Source organism: Novosphingobium profundi, assembly GCF_018491765.1.
In the GTDB taxonomy this organism is placed as follows: Bacteria; Pseudomonadota; Alphaproteobacteria; order Sphingomonadales; family Sphingomonadaceae; genus Novosphingobium; species Novosphingobium profundi.
Genome location: NZ_JABWCU010000008.1, coordinates 105,682 through 121,852 on the forward strand (window position 1 = coordinate 105,682; position 16,171 = coordinate 121,852).

Annotated in this window: 13 protein-coding genes; 6 read left to right on the forward strand and 7 right to left on the reverse strand. The window is 65.1% G+C overall.

The features are described 5' to 3' along the window. Positions 1-199: 199 nt before the first annotated feature. Positions 200-610, forward strand: a complete 411-nt coding sequence (locus tag HT136_RS10275) for a diacylglycerol kinase family protein (RefSeq protein WP_214199678.1) — start codon at positions 200-202, stop codon at positions 608-610. 89 nt (positions 611-699) lie between these two features. After that, a complete protein-coding gene (locus HT136_RS10280) occupies positions 700-1,491 on the forward strand; it encodes a phytanoyl-CoA dioxygenase family protein (RefSeq protein ID WP_343222159.1) in 792 nt (263 codons plus the stop codon). Between the two features lie 216 nt (positions 1,492-1,707). Here HT136_RS10280 and HT136_RS10285 read toward each other — a convergent pair whose 3' ends face one another. Beyond that, the gene (locus tag HT136_RS10285; protein ID WP_214199679.1) at positions 1,708-3,822 is read right to left on the reverse strand and encodes a TonB-dependent receptor; all 2,115 of its coding nucleotides are present in this window, start codon (positions 3,820-3,822) and stop codon (positions 1,708-1,710) included. Between the two features lie 357 nt (positions 3,823-4,179). Between HT136_RS10285 and HT136_RS10290 the strand changes: the two genes are divergently transcribed. Continuing rightward, a complete protein-coding gene (locus HT136_RS10290; protein WP_214199680.1) occupies positions 4,180-5,979 on the forward strand; it encodes a methyl-accepting chemotaxis protein in 1,800 nt (599 codons plus the stop codon). A gap of 96 nt (positions 5,980-6,075) precedes the next feature. On the opposite strand, the gene HT136_RS10295 is transcribed toward HT136_RS10290, so the two are convergent. Together HT136_RS10295 and HT136_RS10300 are read right to left on the reverse strand one after the other, a co-directional pair. Then, on the reverse strand, positions 6,076-7,620 hold the full coding sequence (locus HT136_RS10295) for a catalase (protein WP_214199681.1): 1,545 nt from the start codon (positions 7,618-7,620) through the stop codon (positions 6,076-6,078). Between the two features lie 92 nt (positions 7,621-7,712). Continuing rightward, positions 7,713-8,480: a uracil-DNA glycosylase gene (locus HT136_RS10300; RefSeq protein WP_214199682.1), complete on the reverse strand. Its 768-nt coding sequence runs from the start codon at positions 8,478-8,480 to the stop codon at positions 7,713-7,715. Positions 8,481-8,563: 83 nt separating this feature from the next. On the opposite strand from HT136_RS10300, the gene HT136_RS10305 reads away from it, so the two are divergent. The 3 genes from HT136_RS10305 to HT136_RS10315 are packed head-to-tail and all read left to right on the forward strand — an operon-like array spanning position 8,564 to position 10,428. Beyond that, entirely contained in the window at positions 8,564-9,187 is a 624-nt protein-coding gene (locus HT136_RS10305; protein WP_214199683.1) for a ribonuclease D, read from the forward strand. Positions 9,188-9,226: 39 nt separating this feature from the next. Then, complete coding sequence (locus HT136_RS10310; protein WP_214199684.1) at positions 9,227-9,877, forward strand: LPS export ABC transporter periplasmic protein LptC; 651 nt, start codon at positions 9,227-9,229, stop codon at positions 9,875-9,877. Further along, positions 9,874-10,428 carry an LptA/OstA family protein gene (locus tag HT136_RS10315; protein ID WP_214199685.1) on the forward strand — a complete coding sequence of 185 codons (555 nt, stop codon included), beginning with the start codon at positions 9,874-9,876 and terminating at the stop codon, positions 10,426-10,428. The genes HT136_RS10310 and HT136_RS10315 overlap by 4 nt, the downstream gene beginning before the upstream one ends. Positions 10,429-10,538: 110 nt before the next feature. Here HT136_RS10315 and HT136_RS10320 read toward each other — a convergent pair whose 3' ends face one another. The 4 genes from HT136_RS10320 to leuS all read right to left on the reverse strand — a co-directional run bounded on the left by HT136_RS10320 (position 10,539) and on the right by leuS (position 16,144). Continuing rightward, the gene (locus tag HT136_RS10320) at positions 10,539-11,939 is read right to left on the reverse strand and encodes a sugar transferase (protein WP_214199686.1); all 1,401 of its coding nucleotides are present in this window, start codon (positions 11,937-11,939) and stop codon (positions 10,539-10,541) included. Between the two features lie 123 nt (positions 11,940-12,062). After that, positions 12,063-13,118 carry a DNA polymerase III subunit delta gene (holA, locus tag HT136_RS10325; RefSeq protein WP_214199687.1) on the reverse strand — a complete coding sequence of 352 codons (1,056 nt, stop codon included), beginning with the start codon at positions 13,116-13,118 and terminating at the stop codon, positions 12,063-12,065. 6 nt (positions 13,119-13,124) lie between these two features. Beyond that, on the reverse strand, positions 13,125-13,634 hold the full coding sequence (gene lptE, locus HT136_RS10330) for an LPS assembly lipoprotein LptE (protein ID WP_343222160.1): 510 nt from the start codon (positions 13,632-13,634) through the stop codon (positions 13,125-13,127). After that, positions 13,631-16,144, reverse strand: a complete 2,514-nt coding sequence (gene leuS / locus HT136_RS10335) for a leucine--tRNA ligase (protein WP_214199688.1) — start codon at positions 16,142-16,144, stop codon at positions 13,631-13,633. The genes lptE and leuS overlap by 4 nt, the downstream gene beginning before the upstream one ends. Between the last annotated feature and the right edge of the window lie 27 nt (positions 16,145-16,171).

Sequence of the window (16,171 nt, forward strand, 5' to 3'; positions counted from 1 at the left end):
CTATCCGGTTTAGAGCAGGCAGCCAGCTAAAGCCGCCAATGCAGTATTGACTCACCCCGGTTTAGAGGGGCCTGCCAGCGTGACGAAATCAGTAGGCGTATCGCAATAGCGGTCCCGGAAGCGGGTACGAGCGCCTGCCGCTGGCAATTAGCTTAACGGGCCGATTGCCCCCCATCCAAGCGAGTGCCAAAAGACCTTCATGGTCGATCATCACAAGCATCCTGCTGAAAAGCCAAACTTCAGTATACGGGCTCGGTTGAAAAGCTTCGTTTACGCAGGCCGCGGAATACGTTGGTTAGCACAAGACGAGCACAACGCCTGGCTACATTTGGGCGCATCTTTATCTGCCGTCATCGCTGGCTTGGCTTTGCATATATCATTCAACGATTGGCGGTGGATCGTCACTGCGATTGCTTTTGTTTGGGTAACGGAGGCAATCAATACCGCTATCGAAGACCTCTGCAATTGGGTCAGCCCGCAATTCGATCAAGCCATCGGGCGGATAAAGGACATAGCTGCGGGCGCGGTACTCGTCGCGTCGATGGCAGCAGCTGTGATCGGACTGCTCACGCTAGGTCCACCACTGTTGAAAGTCACTGGTTGGCTCTAAACAACAGTGCACATCGACCTATCTCCTCTATCGCTTTCTCCCAATTCGGCGGCTTACGATTCTGGTCAGAAAGGAAATCCGGACGCTCTGTGTTCTGGCGCGCCAACTCGGCCATCGAACGACTGGCAAGGGCGCCTACCTGTCGGTGGGGTGCTCGCAACACAGCCATTGCCCGTAGTGAATTGCTCAATTACCGCAATCGCATGGATTTAAATGTATCGGACGAGTTGGCTCAATCGGGCGCCATCCGCTTTCGAGGTGCGCTTGTTTCATGCATGACCGAGTTGGAGATGGCCTTGGCCTCTGTGTCTCAGGAAAACGCGGGCGCTCGTCTTCATGGCATACTTCCCTTGCAAGAAATGCTGGCTACAGACGGTGCCATCGGCACAATTCCAGGACAATTCTTGGGGCCGCTCGCAAAGCCAGTACGCGCCATTCTCTTCAACAAAAGCGCTGAAACGAATTGGTCGTTGGCTTGGCATCAAGACCGAACCATTTGCGTCAAGGGAAGGCGCGACGTTGAAGGCTTTGGTCCATGGACAGTCAAACAAGGACTGCTTCATGTCGCTCCACCAGTTGAACTACTGGCTAAGATGATGACCATTCGGGTTCATCTGGATGACGTTCCTGAGACAAATGCACCCTTGATGTTCGCGCCGGGCTCCCATCGCGAAGGGATGGTGCCCATTGGCGAAATTGAAAAAGTTGTGGCCCGCTATGGTGTGGAAATGTGCTTAGCCGAGGCGGGTGACATTTGGCTATATTCCACGTTGATTCTGCATGCGTCTGATGCGGCAAAAGACCCGAAAAGTCGTCGAGTTCTTCAAGTCGATTATGCGGCATTCGATTTGCCGGGCGGCCTCGAGTGGCAGGGCGTTTGACGCTTAACAGCTAGTGGGAGCCGTTGACCGACATGGCCAAGATCTTGAACCGGACCGACTGCTTGCGAGACCGTCAAATCATTTCTGAAATGACCGGCAAGGGCGCAAACTGACCACTTCCCCCCACGCAAAAAGGGCCGCGCGTGGCGGCCCTTTCCGGGAGGTGATCCGTCGATGCGACCCGAGGAAATCCGCCTCCGGTCCTTGGCGGACCTGTCAGAAGCTGACCTTGGCGGTCAAGCGGATGTCGCGGCCCGAGAGGGGGGCGTAGTCCTTGAGGTAGGAGGTCGCGCGGCGGGCGACGACGTCGAAGATGTTGTTCGCCGAGAGCGCGAAGCTCAGGGGACGGGTGTCGCCCCAGGGACGCACGTTCACTTCGGCGTTGACGAGGGTGTAGGCGGGCGTGCGGGTTTCGTACTCGCTGGTGCGCTCCTGCGCCCAGGCGTGCTCGACTTCGCCGCGCACGTCGAACTTGGGCGTCTGGACGCCCACGCCGCCGAGCACGCGCAAGGGGGGAATGCGCGGTGCCGGGCCCACGTCCTCGATCGTCGCATGGACATAGTCGCCCAGCGCGTCGGCAACGATCTTGGTCGTCCCGATCTCGGCCAGGGTCAGCGACCCCTGCGCCTCGAAGCCATAGTAGCGCGCGTCGGCCTGGTATGTCTGGTAGACGGGCAGGCCGTCCTCGACCGCGCCGGTCTGGTCATCGTAGATGAAGTTCGAGAACCAGGTGTGGTAGGCCGAGGCCTCGAAGGTGTAGTTCGTGCCCGATCCGCGCAGGATCGCCTCTACGCCCCACGACTTCTCGAGCTGGAAGTCGGGGTTGCCGATCTCGTAGGCCTCGGTGCCGGCGTGCGGGCCGTCGGCGAAGAGTTCCTCGGCCGCGGGCGCACGCTCGGTGCGCGCGAGGTTGAAGCCCAGCCGCCAATTGTCGCTGAACCCGTAGGACGCGCCGAGCGATCCCGAGAAGGCGTCGAAGGTCTTGGTGCCGCGGTAGAAGTCCTGGTCGTCGAGCGGAAGCGAGGTGAGCGCCGAGTGCTCGTAACGCCCGCCCGCCTCGAACTTGAGCGCGCCGTAGTCGAGCTGCTGCAAGGTGAAGAAGCCGACCTGGGTGGTCGAATTCTTGGGCAGGAAGGCCTCATCACCCACCACGTTGAAGTCACGGGTGAAGAGCTGCATGCCGGTCACCCCGCGCCAGGCCCCGTGCTGGGTCTGGGTCAGTTCGAGGCGGCCCTCCATGCCCTTGTTGTAGAAGGCCGTGCCCACCGAGCCGTCTTCCTCGAGCTCGAAGTGGTGATAGGTGGCATAGCCCATGCGCATCGAGATCTTGTCGATCACGCTGCCGTTCGCATCGATGTCGGCGCGCGCATCGAGGCGATCCTGCACGAGGCTGAGGCGGGGCGCTTCCTGCTCCTCGCCTTCCTGCGTGGCGTAGCGGATGGGAACGCCGTAAAGGCTGTCGTAGTGGCTATAGGCGACGCCGAAGCTGCCGCCATCCCCGATATAGGCGAGGCCCGCGCCCGCGGTCCAGGTCTTCGCGGCCGAATTGGCCAGCTTGCCCTTCTGGTTGGCGTTGGCGGCAAAGTCGATCTCGTCGTCCGAGCCGCCCGCAGCGTCGGTCGCCAGCGCTTGCGCGCGCAGCGCCGAGGTCATCGCATAGCCGCCGATGCGCATGTCGTCGCTCTTCATGTAGCTGCCGTCGGCGTGCGCCACCCAGTTCTTCGAGAGCGGCACGTCGACCGAGCCGGCTACCGAGCGTTCGTCCGCCGCCGAGCCGTAGCTGGCAAGCGCATCGGCGTGGAAGGCCTCTTCCGGGACCTTGGTCGGGATGCGCTTGTCGATGATGTTGACGACGCCGCCGATCGCCGAGGAACCATAGAGCAGCGACTGGGGCCCGCGCAGGACCTCGATGCGCTCGGCGAGCAGCGGGTTGACCACCACGGCATGGTCGACCGAGGTGTTCGAGACGTCGATCGAGCCGATACCGTTGGTAAGCACGCGCACGCGCTCACCCTGCAGGCCGCGCAGGACCGGGCGCGACGCGCTCGGGCCGAACGAGGTCGCCGAAACGCCCGGTTCGTGCTGCAGCGTCTCGCCGATCGAGGGGCGCAGCGCCTGGGTCAGCTGCTCGTCCTGGATGACCGCCACGCTCGAGAGCATGTCCTGGCGGCGCGTCGGCAGCGCGCCGGTGACGATGATCTCGCCCGAGGGCTGCGCGTGATAGTCACCCGTCTTGGCAACCTTCGCGTTCGATTCGGCCGTCTGGGCCATGGCCGCGGCGGGGAGGAGCAGCGCAAGACTGGCGCTGCCCGCAAGAAGTCGGACCCTCATTTTATGCACCTTGATCGTTGGGGTGGATTGTTGGCCGGTTGGGCTGGTGTGGCTCCCCGATAGCGCGGAGCATGTCACGATACAACATCACAAATTGAAAGAAGCCGATTTTTCCCGCGCCCCCGGATCGCCGCGGAATGGCCAAAGGCCGTTCACGAGCGCCCCGGCATTCCATCAAGTAGTTGATCCTAAACATGATTCATCCGAATTCACGCGTTTACGGCGCGGCTGCCGAATGCGACGCGGAACTCCGGGAAGACTCCTAGTCCTGGCTTGATCCGCACTTCACCCTGGTCGGTTAGTCCATCGCAAGGTGCAATCGAGATCGGGGCGAGCGCAGGAGCGGCGACAGGGACGATGATCAAGGACCAGACCCAGAAGGCAGGCCGCCTGCTGACCGCACTCGTCGCGCTTGCGGTGCTCCTGACCGGCTTCGTGCTCTACACGATCCGCTTCGGCGGACCGATCGAACGCAAGCACGCATTGCAGAACGAGATGCTCGCCGACATCCTGCCCCCGCCCGCCTTCGTGATCGAGCCCTATCTCGAAACCGTGATGGCCACCGAAAACCCGGGAAGCGCCCCTTTCAAACTGGAAAATCTGGCCCGGCTCGAAGCCGAGTACCGCCAGCGCAAGGCCTACTGGTCCGAAAATCCCGTGCCCCCGCAAATCGCGGGCCAGCTCGATCGGGTCATCCACATCGCCGACCAGTTCTGGCGCATCGTCGACGGCAAGTTCGCCCGCGCGGCGAAGAACCGCGACCGCGATGCCATGTACTGGATCCACGACCGCGAGATCATCCCGGTCTACCAACGCCAGCGCGCCGAAGTGCTCAAGCTGGTGGCGCTCTCGCGCGCCTTCACCGATCAGGCGGTGCGCGTGGATGATTGGATCACTTTCGCCTGCCTGCTCGCCAGCGCACTGATCGCGGTCGTCCTCACGGGCGCGATCCTGTGGGCAACGCGCCGGATCCAGTCCGCGGTCGTCACCCCGCTCGAGCGGGCCAGCCGCACGTTCGGCCACCTCGCCGCGGGCGAATTCGACAGCCCGATCGAAGGCATAGAGCGGCGCGACGAATTCGGCACCATGGCGCGCTCGATGGAAGTGTTCCGGCAGGCGGGAATGGAAAAGGCCGCAGCCGACGCTGCGCAGAAGCGCGTGGTCGAGGCGGTCTCGACCGGCCTGCACAAGCTCGCCACCAAGGACCTCGAATACCGCATCGTCGAGCCCTTCCCGCCAAGCTACGAGACGCTGCGCGGCAATTTCAACGAGGCGGTCACCGCGCTGTGCCGGGTGATGGGCACGGTGCGCGTGGGCGCGGCCAGCGTGATGAACGCGATCAGCGAAATTCGCGCCGGCGCCGACGACCTCGCCTTGCGCAACCAGCAGCAGGCGGCAAGCCTCGAGGAGACCGCCGCCGCGATGGCGCAGGTTACCGGCCGCATACGCGACGCGGCGGGGACCGCGAGCGAGGCGCAGGACGCGATCGACAAGGCCCACGGCCAGGCCAGCCAGGGTGGCGAGGTCGTGCGCGAGGCGGTCGGCGCGATGGCCGCGATCGAGGCCTCGGCCCAGGAAATTTCCTCGATCATCGACGTGATCGACGGCATCGCCTTCCAGACCAACCTGCTCGCACTCAACGCCGGGGTCGAGGCGGCGCGCGCGGGCGAGGCAGGCAAGGGCTTCGCGGTCGTCGCCACCGAGGTGCGCGCGCTCGCGCAGCGCTCGGCCGAGGCCGCGCACGACATCAAGGAACTGATCACCAAGAGCACGACCCAGGTCGACAAGGGCGTCCAGCTCGTCGGCGAGACCGGGCGCAAGCTCGAGGACATCGTCGCCCAGGTCAGCGCCCTCCACAGCCTCATCGCCAGCATGGCGCAGTCCTCGCGCCAGCAGTCGAGCGATCTCGAACAGGTCAACACCTCGGTCGGCGACATGGACCGCATGACCCAGCAGAACGCCGCCATGGTCGAGGAGACCACCGCCGCCACGCGCACCCTCGAGAACGAGGCGCGCACGCTTACCGAGATGATGTCCTCCTTCCGCACCCGCATTCGCGAGGCCCGTCCCGACATTGCCGGACAAGGCGAACCACTGCGTCGCACCAGCGTGGCGGGCCGCGGCGGCGACGCCGCGCCGGTCAGCGCTGCCGCCTGATCCCGCAGCACTCCACGCGAAAACGCGCAGCCCGTCCAAGGACAAGCTGCGCGCCTTTGCGTCCGCCCGGAGCTGCGGACGACGAAATCCTGCCGCTTATTCGGAGTGCGCGGGAACCGTATCGGGCGCGGTGTTCACGTCCTCGGCATCGGTCGCGGTCTCCGAGGTGATCGGCACCGCGTTGACGTCGCTGTCCATGTCGGCGACCGCCTTGCGCACGCCCGCTGCATAATCGGGGTGGACCTTTTCCAGCACGGCGAACCAGCGCTCCTTGACCCCTTGCGAACAGGGTCCCATCGCGGCGGCATAGTTCGCATAGAGCCGCGCCTTCTCGTCGGCCTCCATCAGTTCGTAGAGTGCGCGCGGCTGCGTGTAGTCGTCGACTTCCTGCGCGTTGCCGTAGCGGTTCATGTCGCCGTCGATCTTCATCGGCGGCTCCTGCACGCCCGCGTCGGCAACCGGCCCCCCGTACTGGTTGGGCTCGTAATAGGCGTCCGCGTTGCCGAAGTCGTTGGTGAAGAAGCGCATCGCGCCGTCCTTGTGGTAATGATTCACCTGGGCGGCCTTGGGTGCGTTGGCGGGCAGCGCCTCGTAGTGCGTGCCCAGGCGATAGCGGTGCGCGTCGGCATAGGAGAACACCCGGGCCTGGAGCATCTTGTCGGGCGAAAACGAGATGCCCGGCACCACGTTGGACGGGCTGAACGCCGCGTTCTCGATCATCTGAAAATAGTTGTCCGGGTTCCGGTTCATTTCCAGCACGCCGACCTCGATCAGCGGATAGTCGCCATGCGGCCAGACCTTGGTGAGGTCGAAGGGATTGTAGGGCGTCGTGAGCGCGTCCTCCTCGGGCATAACCTGAATGAACAGCGTCCACTTGGGGAATTCGCCCTTCTCGACCGCGTTATAGAGGTCTTCCTGGTAGCTCTCGCGGGTCTTGCCGATCAGCTTTTCGGCCTCTTCGTTCGTATAGAACTTGTGGCCCTGCTGGGTCTTGAAGTGGAACTTGACCCAGAACCGCTCCCCGGCCGCGTTCCACATCGAGAACGTATGGCTGCCGTAGCCGTTCATGTGCATCGGGTTCTTGGGAATGCCCCGGTCGGACATCAGGATCGTGACCTGGTGGACCGATTCGGGCTGCGCGGCCCAGAAGTCGAACATCGCCTCGGGGCTGCGCAGGTTCGTGCGCGGGTGGCGCTTCTGCGTGTGGATGAAATCGGGGAACTTGTAGGCATCGCGCACGAAGAACACCGGCGTGTTGTTGCCGACCATGTCCCAGTTGCCGTCCTCGGTGTAGAACTTGAGGGAGAAGCCGCGCACGTCGCGCTCGGCGTCCGCCGCACCCGCCTCGCCCGCGACGGTCGACCAGCGCGAGAGCACCTCGGTCTGCTTGCCGACTTCGGAGAAGATCTTGGCGCAAGTGTACCTGGAAATGTCCTTGGTCACCGTGAACGTGCCCTGCAGACCCCAACCCTTGGCGTGGACGGTGCGCTCGGGGATGCGTTCGCGGTTCTGGTGCGCGAGCTTCTCGAGCAGTTGGTAGTCCTGCATCAGGACCGGGCCGCGCCTGCCTGCGGTCAGCGAATGTTCGTTGGAAGGTACCGGTGCACCGGCGCTGGTCGTCAGGGTGGGCTTGTCGGCCATCTTGGGGTCCTCTCGGCGATTGCACTATACCGGCACAACGCGCCCGCCCCCCGGACCGGTTCCCACCCCGTTTCCGGTCACAGTGATCGCTTTTACCAATCGATGGCGCCGCGCCCGTGCTTTTCGAGGAAGGCGTTGGCCCGGCTGAAATGCCCGCACCCCAGGAACCCGCGGTGTGCCGAGAGCGGGCTGGGATGCGGCGCCTCGAGCACGAGATGCGGCCCCTGCAGCAGCCCCGGAACGCGCATCGCCTTCTTCTGCGCGTGCGCGCCCCAGAGCAGGAAGACGCAGGGTTCCGACCGTGCCGCGACGGCGGCGACCGCCGCGTCGGTGATCGCCTCCCAGCCCCGCTTCTGGTGCGACCCGGCCCGGCCCTCCTCGACCGTAAGCGCGTTGTTGAGCAGGAGCCCCCCCTGACGCGCCCAGGCTTCGAGACTACCCTGCGCGGGCGGGCGCACGACGCCCTCGCGCGCCAGTTCCTTGTAGATGTTGGCCAGCGACGGCGGCACGCGCACGCCCTCCTGCACCGAGAAGGCAAGCCCATGCGCCTGCCCCGGACCGTGATAGGGGTCCTGGCCCAGGATCACGACCCTGACCGCATCGAGCGGGGTCAGTTCGAAGGCACGCAACCAGTCGCCACGTGCCGGGTAGATCACCTTGCCCGCCGCCGCTTCGGCGTCGAGCCAGGCACCGAGCCGCTGCGCCTCGGGGCTTTGCAAGGCAGGGGCAAGCGCGGTGCGCCAGCTCTGGGGGCAAGCACCAAAAAGGTCCCGCGCGCCGCCCTGCACCGATCCGGTCGGCGATCCGGTCGGCGATCCGGACGCTGCCGTACCGGCCAGTGTTGCCTCGTTTCCGCTCATCGCAAATTTCCTCCGCGCCGGACAGCAAGCCGGCCTTGCGCCCATTGCGCAACCGGGCGGCAATCCCTAAGCACTTTCGGACCATGGCTGTCTATCTCCACGAAGAAGATCTTCCCGCAGGCGTCCTCGCGCCGGGGCCCGTTGCCGTTGACACGGAAACGATGGGCCTGATCACCCGCCGCGATCGCCTCTGCGTCGTCCAGATCTCCGATGGCGGGGGCGACGAGCACCTCGTGCGCTTCGCGCCGGGCAGCGACTACGCCGCGCCCAACCTCAAGGCCGTGCTGGCCGACCCCGCGCGGCTCAAGCTCTACCACTTCGCGCGCTTCGACCTCGCCGCCATGGAACACTACATGGGCGTGATGGCAGAGCCTGTGTTCTGCACCAAGATCGCCAGCAAGCTGGTGCGCACCTACACCGACCGCCACGGCCTCAAGGACCTCGTGCGCGAACTGCTGGGCAAGGAAGTCTCCAAGCAGCAGCAGTCGAGCGACTGGGGTGCCCCCGAACTCAGCGACGCGCAGAAGGACTACGCCGCCTCCGACGTGCGCCATCTGCACGCGATGCACACGATCCTCGTCGAGCGCCTCGCCCGCGAGGGCCGCACCGAAATCGCGCAGGCCTGCTTCGATTTCCTTCCCGCCCGCGCCCGACTCGATCTCGCCGGGTGGCCCGACCACGATATTTTCAGCCACGAAGCGGCCTGATCCCGCAAGGGCTGACCCCGCAGGATTTAAGACGAGCCTATGTCTGAGGAAGCCAGACAGATCCGCAACCGCCGCCGGCACCTTGCCGCGCCGGGCGGTTCGCACGACCGGATGGTGTCCTTCCTCTCGAAGGCGCTTCCGGCGGCGATCGGGCTCGTCGCCGCGGTGATGATCCTCATGCCGCTCGGCCCCCGCGGCGAAGTCAGCTTCCTGCTCGACCGCAACAAGGTCGACGTCACCGACAACCGTATCGCGGTGAACGACGCCGCCTATCGCGGGCGCGACGACAAGGGCCGCGACTTCACGGTGACGGCGGGCACGGCGGTGCAGGAATCGGCCGCGACTCCGATCGTCGAGATGTTCGATCTCGCCGCCCAGATCGCGCTGAGCGACGGGCCGGGCAAGATCGTCGCTCCGCGCGGCCGCTACAACTACAACCGCGACCTGCTCGACGTCGACGGACCCGTCGATTTCTCGGCCAGCGACGGCTATCACATGACCGCCAACAACGTCGCGGTCGACATCGGATCCAAGACCGCGCAGGGCTCGGGCGGCGTCGAAGGCCGGGTTCCGAGCGGGACCTTCAAGGCCGACACCATGCAGGCCGATCTCGACGCGCGCACCGTAACCCTTGAAGGCAATGCCAAGCTGCGGATGACCCCCGGCAGCAAGCTGGAGATACCGCAATGACGTCCCTGAGCCGCCTTCCCCGAACGGCCCTGCGATCGGTTTTCGGGCGCAGCCCATTCCTGCGCGCGGCACTCGCCGGCGCGGTGATCGGGACCGGGGCCCTCATCGCCACCCAGCAGATCGGCGCACAGACGCTCTCGGGGCACAATTCCAACGCACCCGTCGATTTTGCCGCCGACAAGATCGAGCTGCAGGACAAGCAGGACCGCGTCGTGCTGACCGGCAATGTCGACATCAAGCAGGACGGCCTGCGCCTGACCGCCGCGCGCACGGTGGTCAACTTCACCAATACCCAGCGCATGCAGGTCCAGCGCATCACCGCCACGGGCGGGGTGCGGGTGACGCAGGCCGACCAGGTGGCGACCGGTGACGTCGCCGTCTACGACTTCAACAAGCGCATCATCACGATGGTCGGCAACGCCTCGCTCAAGCGCGGCAACACCGACACGCTGCACGGCGGACGCTTCGTCGTCGACCTCAACACCGGCGTCTCCTCGGCCTCGGGCGGGCGCGTGCAGGGCACCTTCAACGTACCCAAGCAGTCGAACTGAGCGCCCGGCGACGGCGCGCGCGCCGTCCGCCGGACCGACACGAGTTCCGACACGAAAAAGGGGCCCCGACGCGGGGCCCCTTTTTCGTGTCGGATACCGGGATGAGCGGCCTAGAAGGCCCGGTCGTGCACCAGCACGCGCAAGGTCAGGAAGATGATCTGGATGTCGCGCATGATCGTCCAGCCTTCGAGATACTCGAGGTCGGACTGAAGGCGATTGATGAGATCGGCCTCGCGGTCGGTCGCGCCGCGATAGCCGCGCACTTGCGCAAGGCCCGAAAGACCCGGCTTCAGGCTGTGGCGCTGCCAGTAGCGCAAGTCGACTTCCCAGAACAGCTTGTCGCCGGCGAGCGAGCCGGTGGCGTGCGGGCGCGGGCCGACCAGGCTCATGTCACCGAGCAGCACGTTGAAGAGCTGGGGCAGCTCGTCGATGCTGGTCTTGCGGATGAAACGGCCGATCGGGGTGATGCGCTGGTCGTTCTTCGAGGCCGACTGGTTGCCATTGGCATCGCACATGGCCTCGGTCATCGACCGAAACTTGTACATGTTGAAAAAGCGATTTCCGCGCCCCATCCGGCGCTGGACGAAGAACACCGAACCGCCGTCGTAGAATTTCACCGCGAGCGCGACGACAATCAGGAGCGGCGAGAGCGCGAAGATCGCGCTCCCCGCGAAGGCCAGGTCGAACATGCGCTTGATCGCGCGCTCACGCAGGCCCAACGGCCCCGCCGAGACGAGCAAGAGGCCCTGGTTGCCCAGCACGCGCGCGCCTTGTGCGCCGAGGCGCACGACGACTTCGTCGAGCACTTCGCCATCGACGTTGGCGCCCTTGAGCATCATCGCCCACTCAGCCCGGCGGCCGACCGGACAACTCACGATCACGCGGTCGATGTTGCGCAGGACAAGCCCGAACCGGTCAAGCGCATCGGGATCCTTGAGATCGGGCCGCAGCCCCATCGCGGTCGACGAAACACGGATCGCGCCGGGCAGGTCCACTTTCGGGCCACCGTCGTCGATCACCAGTTCGTTGAGCACCCTCGCCCCGCAACGCCAGCGCACGAGATGCCGCATCTGAACGCGCACGATACAGATCAGCAGCATCGCCGCGATCGAGCCGACCAGGAACGCGGCGCGCGGCATTTCTCCGGTCGGACGGATCAGGAATTCGAAGAAGACCGTCACCGCCACGGCGATGGTCATCGCGACGAGCGCGCGCGCAATCCCGCTCCAGGCATTGTGCAGCGTCTTGATCGAATAGCTGCCATTGTAGAGCGCCAGGGTCAGGAAGATCGGGAGGATCAACTGGCTGTGCACGACGGCCAGCGGCAAGGCGTGGCGTGCGTTGACCAACCACCCGATTACAGCGAATCCGACAGAAATGGCGAAGATATCGCCCAGAATTAATCCGAGATAACATTGCAGCCGCCGCCGCTCGAGCGACGGAGCAACCGGGGTTGCAACAAGACCATCGACGTCACCAAGCACCGCACGCGGAGCAAAGGGCGCATTCATTGCTAGGGCACTCCCGATAGCCAGCTTCACTCCGCCTCCCTTTCCGCGAATTCATTCGCAGACCGAAATGCTGCAACGCGGTACGTATAGTCCCGCTGATGAGCCTCAAGCAATCGAAAAACTCTAGACTGTTCTATTTGTGCGTTGTTTCGTCGAGCCGACCGCAATTCTGGCTATCCTTAGCAATCCATCGGCCAACAACAACTCAGAGTCGGAACTGTTCCCGAGCAATAATTGATGCAGTGCAACAAGACGCGCAACTAGCCGGTCGAGCCGTGCTCCACGCCAGATTCGCAGCTGTTGCGCAAGTGCTGGCTTGTCCTTCCAGAAGACCCGGCGCGCCTTTGCCTCGGCTTCAAGTAAACCTGCAATATCAGAACTATGGCCAAGCTGTGCATTCAAGGCGGCCAATTGTGCAGCGCGGCGTTCGAGCGCCAAAAGCAGGCCGACCGGATTGATCTGCAGATCGTGCATGCGCTTGAGCTCCGCGGCCAGCATCTCGCGCTTGCCCCCAAGGATCGTGTCGACCAGTGGAGCGAAGGCATCGTCCTCCGTCGATGCGCCGATCTCGTCGAGCGCGGCCATCGCGACGGGCCTCGGCGTCTCGGGCGCGGCGTCGAGATAGAGCGCGAGCTTTTCGACCTCGGAGCGCGCAAGGCGGGTGTCGAGTCCGGCCCCGCGTGCAATACGCTCGGCGACGTCGCTGCCCATTTTCAGGCCAGCCCCGTTGGCAAGCGTGCGCACCGTCGCGGTGACCGAGGCAAGGTCGGGCGGATAGAACATCGCCACCAGCGCATCCCCGCGCCCGGCAAGGAGCTTGGCCGTGCGCGATTTGTCGGTGGCGCCATTGGCCACGATCAGAACCGGGCAGCCCTCGACGTCGTTCTCGAGCAGAGTCTGGACGGCGTCGTGGGCCTCGTCGCCTTGCGCCCGCACATAGATGTGGCGCGCGTCCCCGAACAGCGAAGTCGAACGCGCCTCGTCGCCGAGCCGGACCGGATCACGGCGCAGCTCGGCCCCGCTCATCTCGATTCGCTCGCCCGGATCCTCTAGCAGCGCGACGATTCGCGCCGCCGCGTCGCTGGCCCCCGATTCGTCCGGACCGCAGAAGAAGAACAGCCGCACCTCACGTGCCACCCGTGCCGCGACCGAGGCGAAATCCTTCTGGGTGGCCTTCACGAGACCTTACGGACGCTCTTGGTCGCGGATGCGCAGCGCAAGATTGGTGACGATGCGGCTCGCGACGTCCTTGGCGAGATTTTCGAGCGCGGTCTGCTCGGCCGCGATCGTCGCGTAATCGGACGAGACCACGTCGATCCCCGCATCCGACCCCGCGGTCGCGTCGACCACAACCGCCCCGCTCGAAAGGTCGACGAGCTGGTAGCGCGCGCGCAAGGTGCGCCGTTCACGCCCGGTGGTGTCGTCCGAGAGCAGCGCATAGGCTTCGAGCTGGTCATCGAGCCGCACGTCGAGACGGTAGCGCGGGCTCGCACCCGCAGGCGTCTCGCCGATCTTGTCGACGAGCGCATTGCGCACCAGCCAACCGGCCCGACCCTGGATCGCGGAGACCTGGATGTCCGACAGGCCGCGCGCCACCGCGCCGCTGCCACCGCCCGCGTACATCGGCTGAAGGCCACAGCCGCCGAGCGCGAGCGTCAGCGCAACGGCGGCACCAAGAGCGTGGAGCGGCCTCACGCGACGATATTGACCAGACGATCGGGCACAACGATTACCTTGCGAATTTCAGCACCATCGATCGCACGCTGGACTTTCTCGCTGGCCAGCGCAAGCGCCTCGAGGTCGTCCTTCGACAGCCCCTTGGCGACTGTCAGCGTGTCGCGCAGCTTGCCCTTGACCTGGACCGCAATGGTGACCTCGTCCTCGACCAGCAGCGCCGGGTCGACCTCGGGCCAGAGCGCCTCGGCGACGAGCCCCTGGCCGAACGCGGAGTAGGCCTCTTCGGCCAAGTGCGGCATCATCGGAGCGATGAGCAGCAGCAGTTCGCGGATCGCGGTGGAACGGCTCGCCGAAGGCTTGGCCTTCTCGATCGCGCCGGTCAGTTCATAGATGCGCGCAACGGCCTTGTTGAAGCCGAGCGCCTCGATGTCCTCGGCAACCGCCGCGATGGTCTGGTGCAGCTTGCGATCGAGCGCCTTGTCTTCACCTTCAGCGGCGGCGTCGAACTGGGCAAAGAGCCTCCACAGGCGCTGGACGAAGCGCGCGCAGCCCTCGATGCCGGCCTCGGACCAGGGCAGGTCGCGCTCGGGCGGGCTGTCGGAGAGCATGAACCAGCGGATCGCGTCGGCGCCGTAGGTCGCGACGATCTCGTCAGGATCGACCACGTTCTTCTTCGACTTCGACATCTTGATGACCTTGCCGACCTCGATGGCCGAACCGTCGGCCTTGAGCGTCGCGCCATCGGCGGTGCGGGTGATCTCGGAAGGGGCGAAGAAGACGTCGCGTCCGCCTTCCTTGCGCGAGTAGACCTCGTGCGTGACCATGCCTTGCGTGAACAGGCTGGCGAAGGGCTCCTTGACGTCGATGAGGCCGATGCGGGCCAGCGCGCGCGTCCAGAAGCGGGCGTAGAGCAAGTGCAGGATCGCGTGCTCGATGCCGCCGATGTACTGCTCGACCGGAAGCCATTTCGCGATGGCTTCCTTGTCGAAGGGCTTGTCGCCGGGCTGGCTGGCAAAGCGCAGGAAGTACCAGGACGAATCGGCGAAAGTATCGAGCGTGTCGGTTTCGCGGCGCGCCGCGTGGCCGCACTGCGGGCAGTCGACGTGCTTCCAGGTCGGGTGCCGTTCCAGCGGGTTGCCCGGGGTCTTGAAATCGACGTCCTCGGGGAGCGTGACGGGCAGGTGCTTCTTGGGCACCGGCACCACGCCGCAGACCTCGCAGTGGATGAACGGGATCGGCGTACCCCAGTAGCGCTGGCGCGAGATGCCCCAGTCGCGCAGGCGCCACACCGTCTTGCCCTCGCCCCAGCCGCCGTCCTGGGCGCGCTTGACGACTTCGGCCTTGGCCTCGGCGACCGACATGCCGTTCAGGAAATCGGAGTGGACGAGCACACCGTCACCCGCTTCCGCCTCACCCGCGAAAGGCTTGTCGGCCTCGTCGGCGCTGACCGCGACGACGCGCAGGATCGGGAGCTCGTACTTGGTCGCGAACTCGAAGTCGCGCTGGTCGTGACCGGGGACGGCCATGACCGCACCGGTGCCGTAATCCATCAGCACGAAGTTGGCGATGAACACGGGGATCTGGGCCCCGGTGAAGGGGTGCTTCGCGGTGATGCCGGTATCAAAACCCAGCTTCTCGGCGGTCTCGAGTTCGGCCGCGGTGGTGCCGCCGCGCTTGCACTCGGCGATGAAGTCCTGCGCCGCGACATTGTCCTTGGCCACCCCTTGCGCGATCGGATGATCGGCCGCGACGGCAACGAAGCTCGCGCCGAAGATCGTGTCGGGACGGGTCGAGTAGACTTCAACCGAGCCGCCATCCGAGAGCTCGAAGCGGAACTGCAGGCCTTGGCTCTTGCCGATCCAGTTCTCCTGCATCGTGCGGACCTTTTCGGGCCACTTGTCGAGATCGCCCAGGCCCTCGAGCAGTTCGTCGGCGAAGTCGGTGATCTTGAGGAACCACTGGTTCAATTTGCGCTTCTCGACCAGCGCGCCCGAACGCCAGCCACGCCCGTCGATGACCTGCTCGTTGGCGAGCACGGTCATGTCGACCGGGTCCCAGTTCACCGCCGATTCCTTGCGGGTGACGAGGCCGTGGGCGTACATGTCGAGGAACAGCGCCTGCTCATGGCCGTAGTATTCGGGCTCGCAGGTCGCCAGTTCACGGCTCCAGTCGAGCGCGAAGCCGAGGCGCTTCAACTGCGCCTTCATGTTGGCGATGTTGTCGCGCGTCCAGCCGCCCGGGTGCACGCCCTTTTCCATAGCCGCGTTCTCGGCGGGCATGCCGAAAGCGTCCCAGCCCATCGGGTGGAGCACTTCGTGGCCGCGCATGCGCTTGTAACGCGCGAGCACGTCGCCCATCGTGTAGTTGCGCACGTGACCGATGTGGATGCGGCCCGAGGGATAGGGGAACATTTCCAGGACGTAGCTGCGCGGCTTCGTCGAGGTGTCGTCCGCCTTGAAGCACTGGGCTTCGTCCCATGCCGCCTGCCAGCGGACATCCGCCTGCGCCGGGTCGAACCGCTCGGTCATTTCAGTCTGGTCTCCTGCGAGGACCAC

Coding starts and splice junctions, on each gene's coding strand:
- HT136_RS10275 (WP_214199678.1), top strand. CDS start 200: ATGGTCGATCATCACAAGCATCCTGCTGAAAAGCCAAACTTCAGTATA.
- HT136_RS10285 (WP_214199679.1), bottom strand. CDS start 3,822: ATGAGGGTCCGACTTCTTGCGGGCAGCGCCAGTCTTGCGCTGCTCCTC.
- HT136_RS10290 (WP_214199680.1), top strand. CDS start 4,180: ATGATCAAGGACCAGACCCAGAAGGCAGGCCGCCTGCTGACCGCACTC.
- HT136_RS10295 (WP_214199681.1), bottom strand. CDS start 7,620: ATGGCCGACAAGCCCACCCTGACGACCAGCGCCGGTGCACCGGTACCT.
- HT136_RS10300 (WP_214199682.1), bottom strand. CDS start 8,480: ATGAGCGGAAACGAGGCAACACTGGCCGGTACGGCAGCGTCCGGATCG.
- HT136_RS10305 (WP_214199683.1), top strand. CDS start 8,564: ATGGCTGTCTATCTCCACGAAGAAGATCTTCCCGCAGGCGTCCTCGCG.
- HT136_RS10310 (WP_214199684.1), top strand. CDS start 9,227: ATGTCTGAGGAAGCCAGACAGATCCGCAACCGCCGCCGGCACCTTGCC.
- HT136_RS10315 (WP_214199685.1), top strand. CDS start 9,874: ATGACGTCCCTGAGCCGCCTTCCCCGAACGGCCCTGCGATCGGTTTTC.
- HT136_RS10320 (WP_214199686.1), bottom strand. CDS start 11,939: ATGAATGCGCCCTTTGCTCCGCGTGCGGTGCTTGGTGACGTCGATGGT.
- leuS (WP_214199688.1), bottom strand. CDS start 16,144: ATGACCGAGCGGTTCGACCCGGCGCAGGCGGATGTCCGCTGGCAGGCG.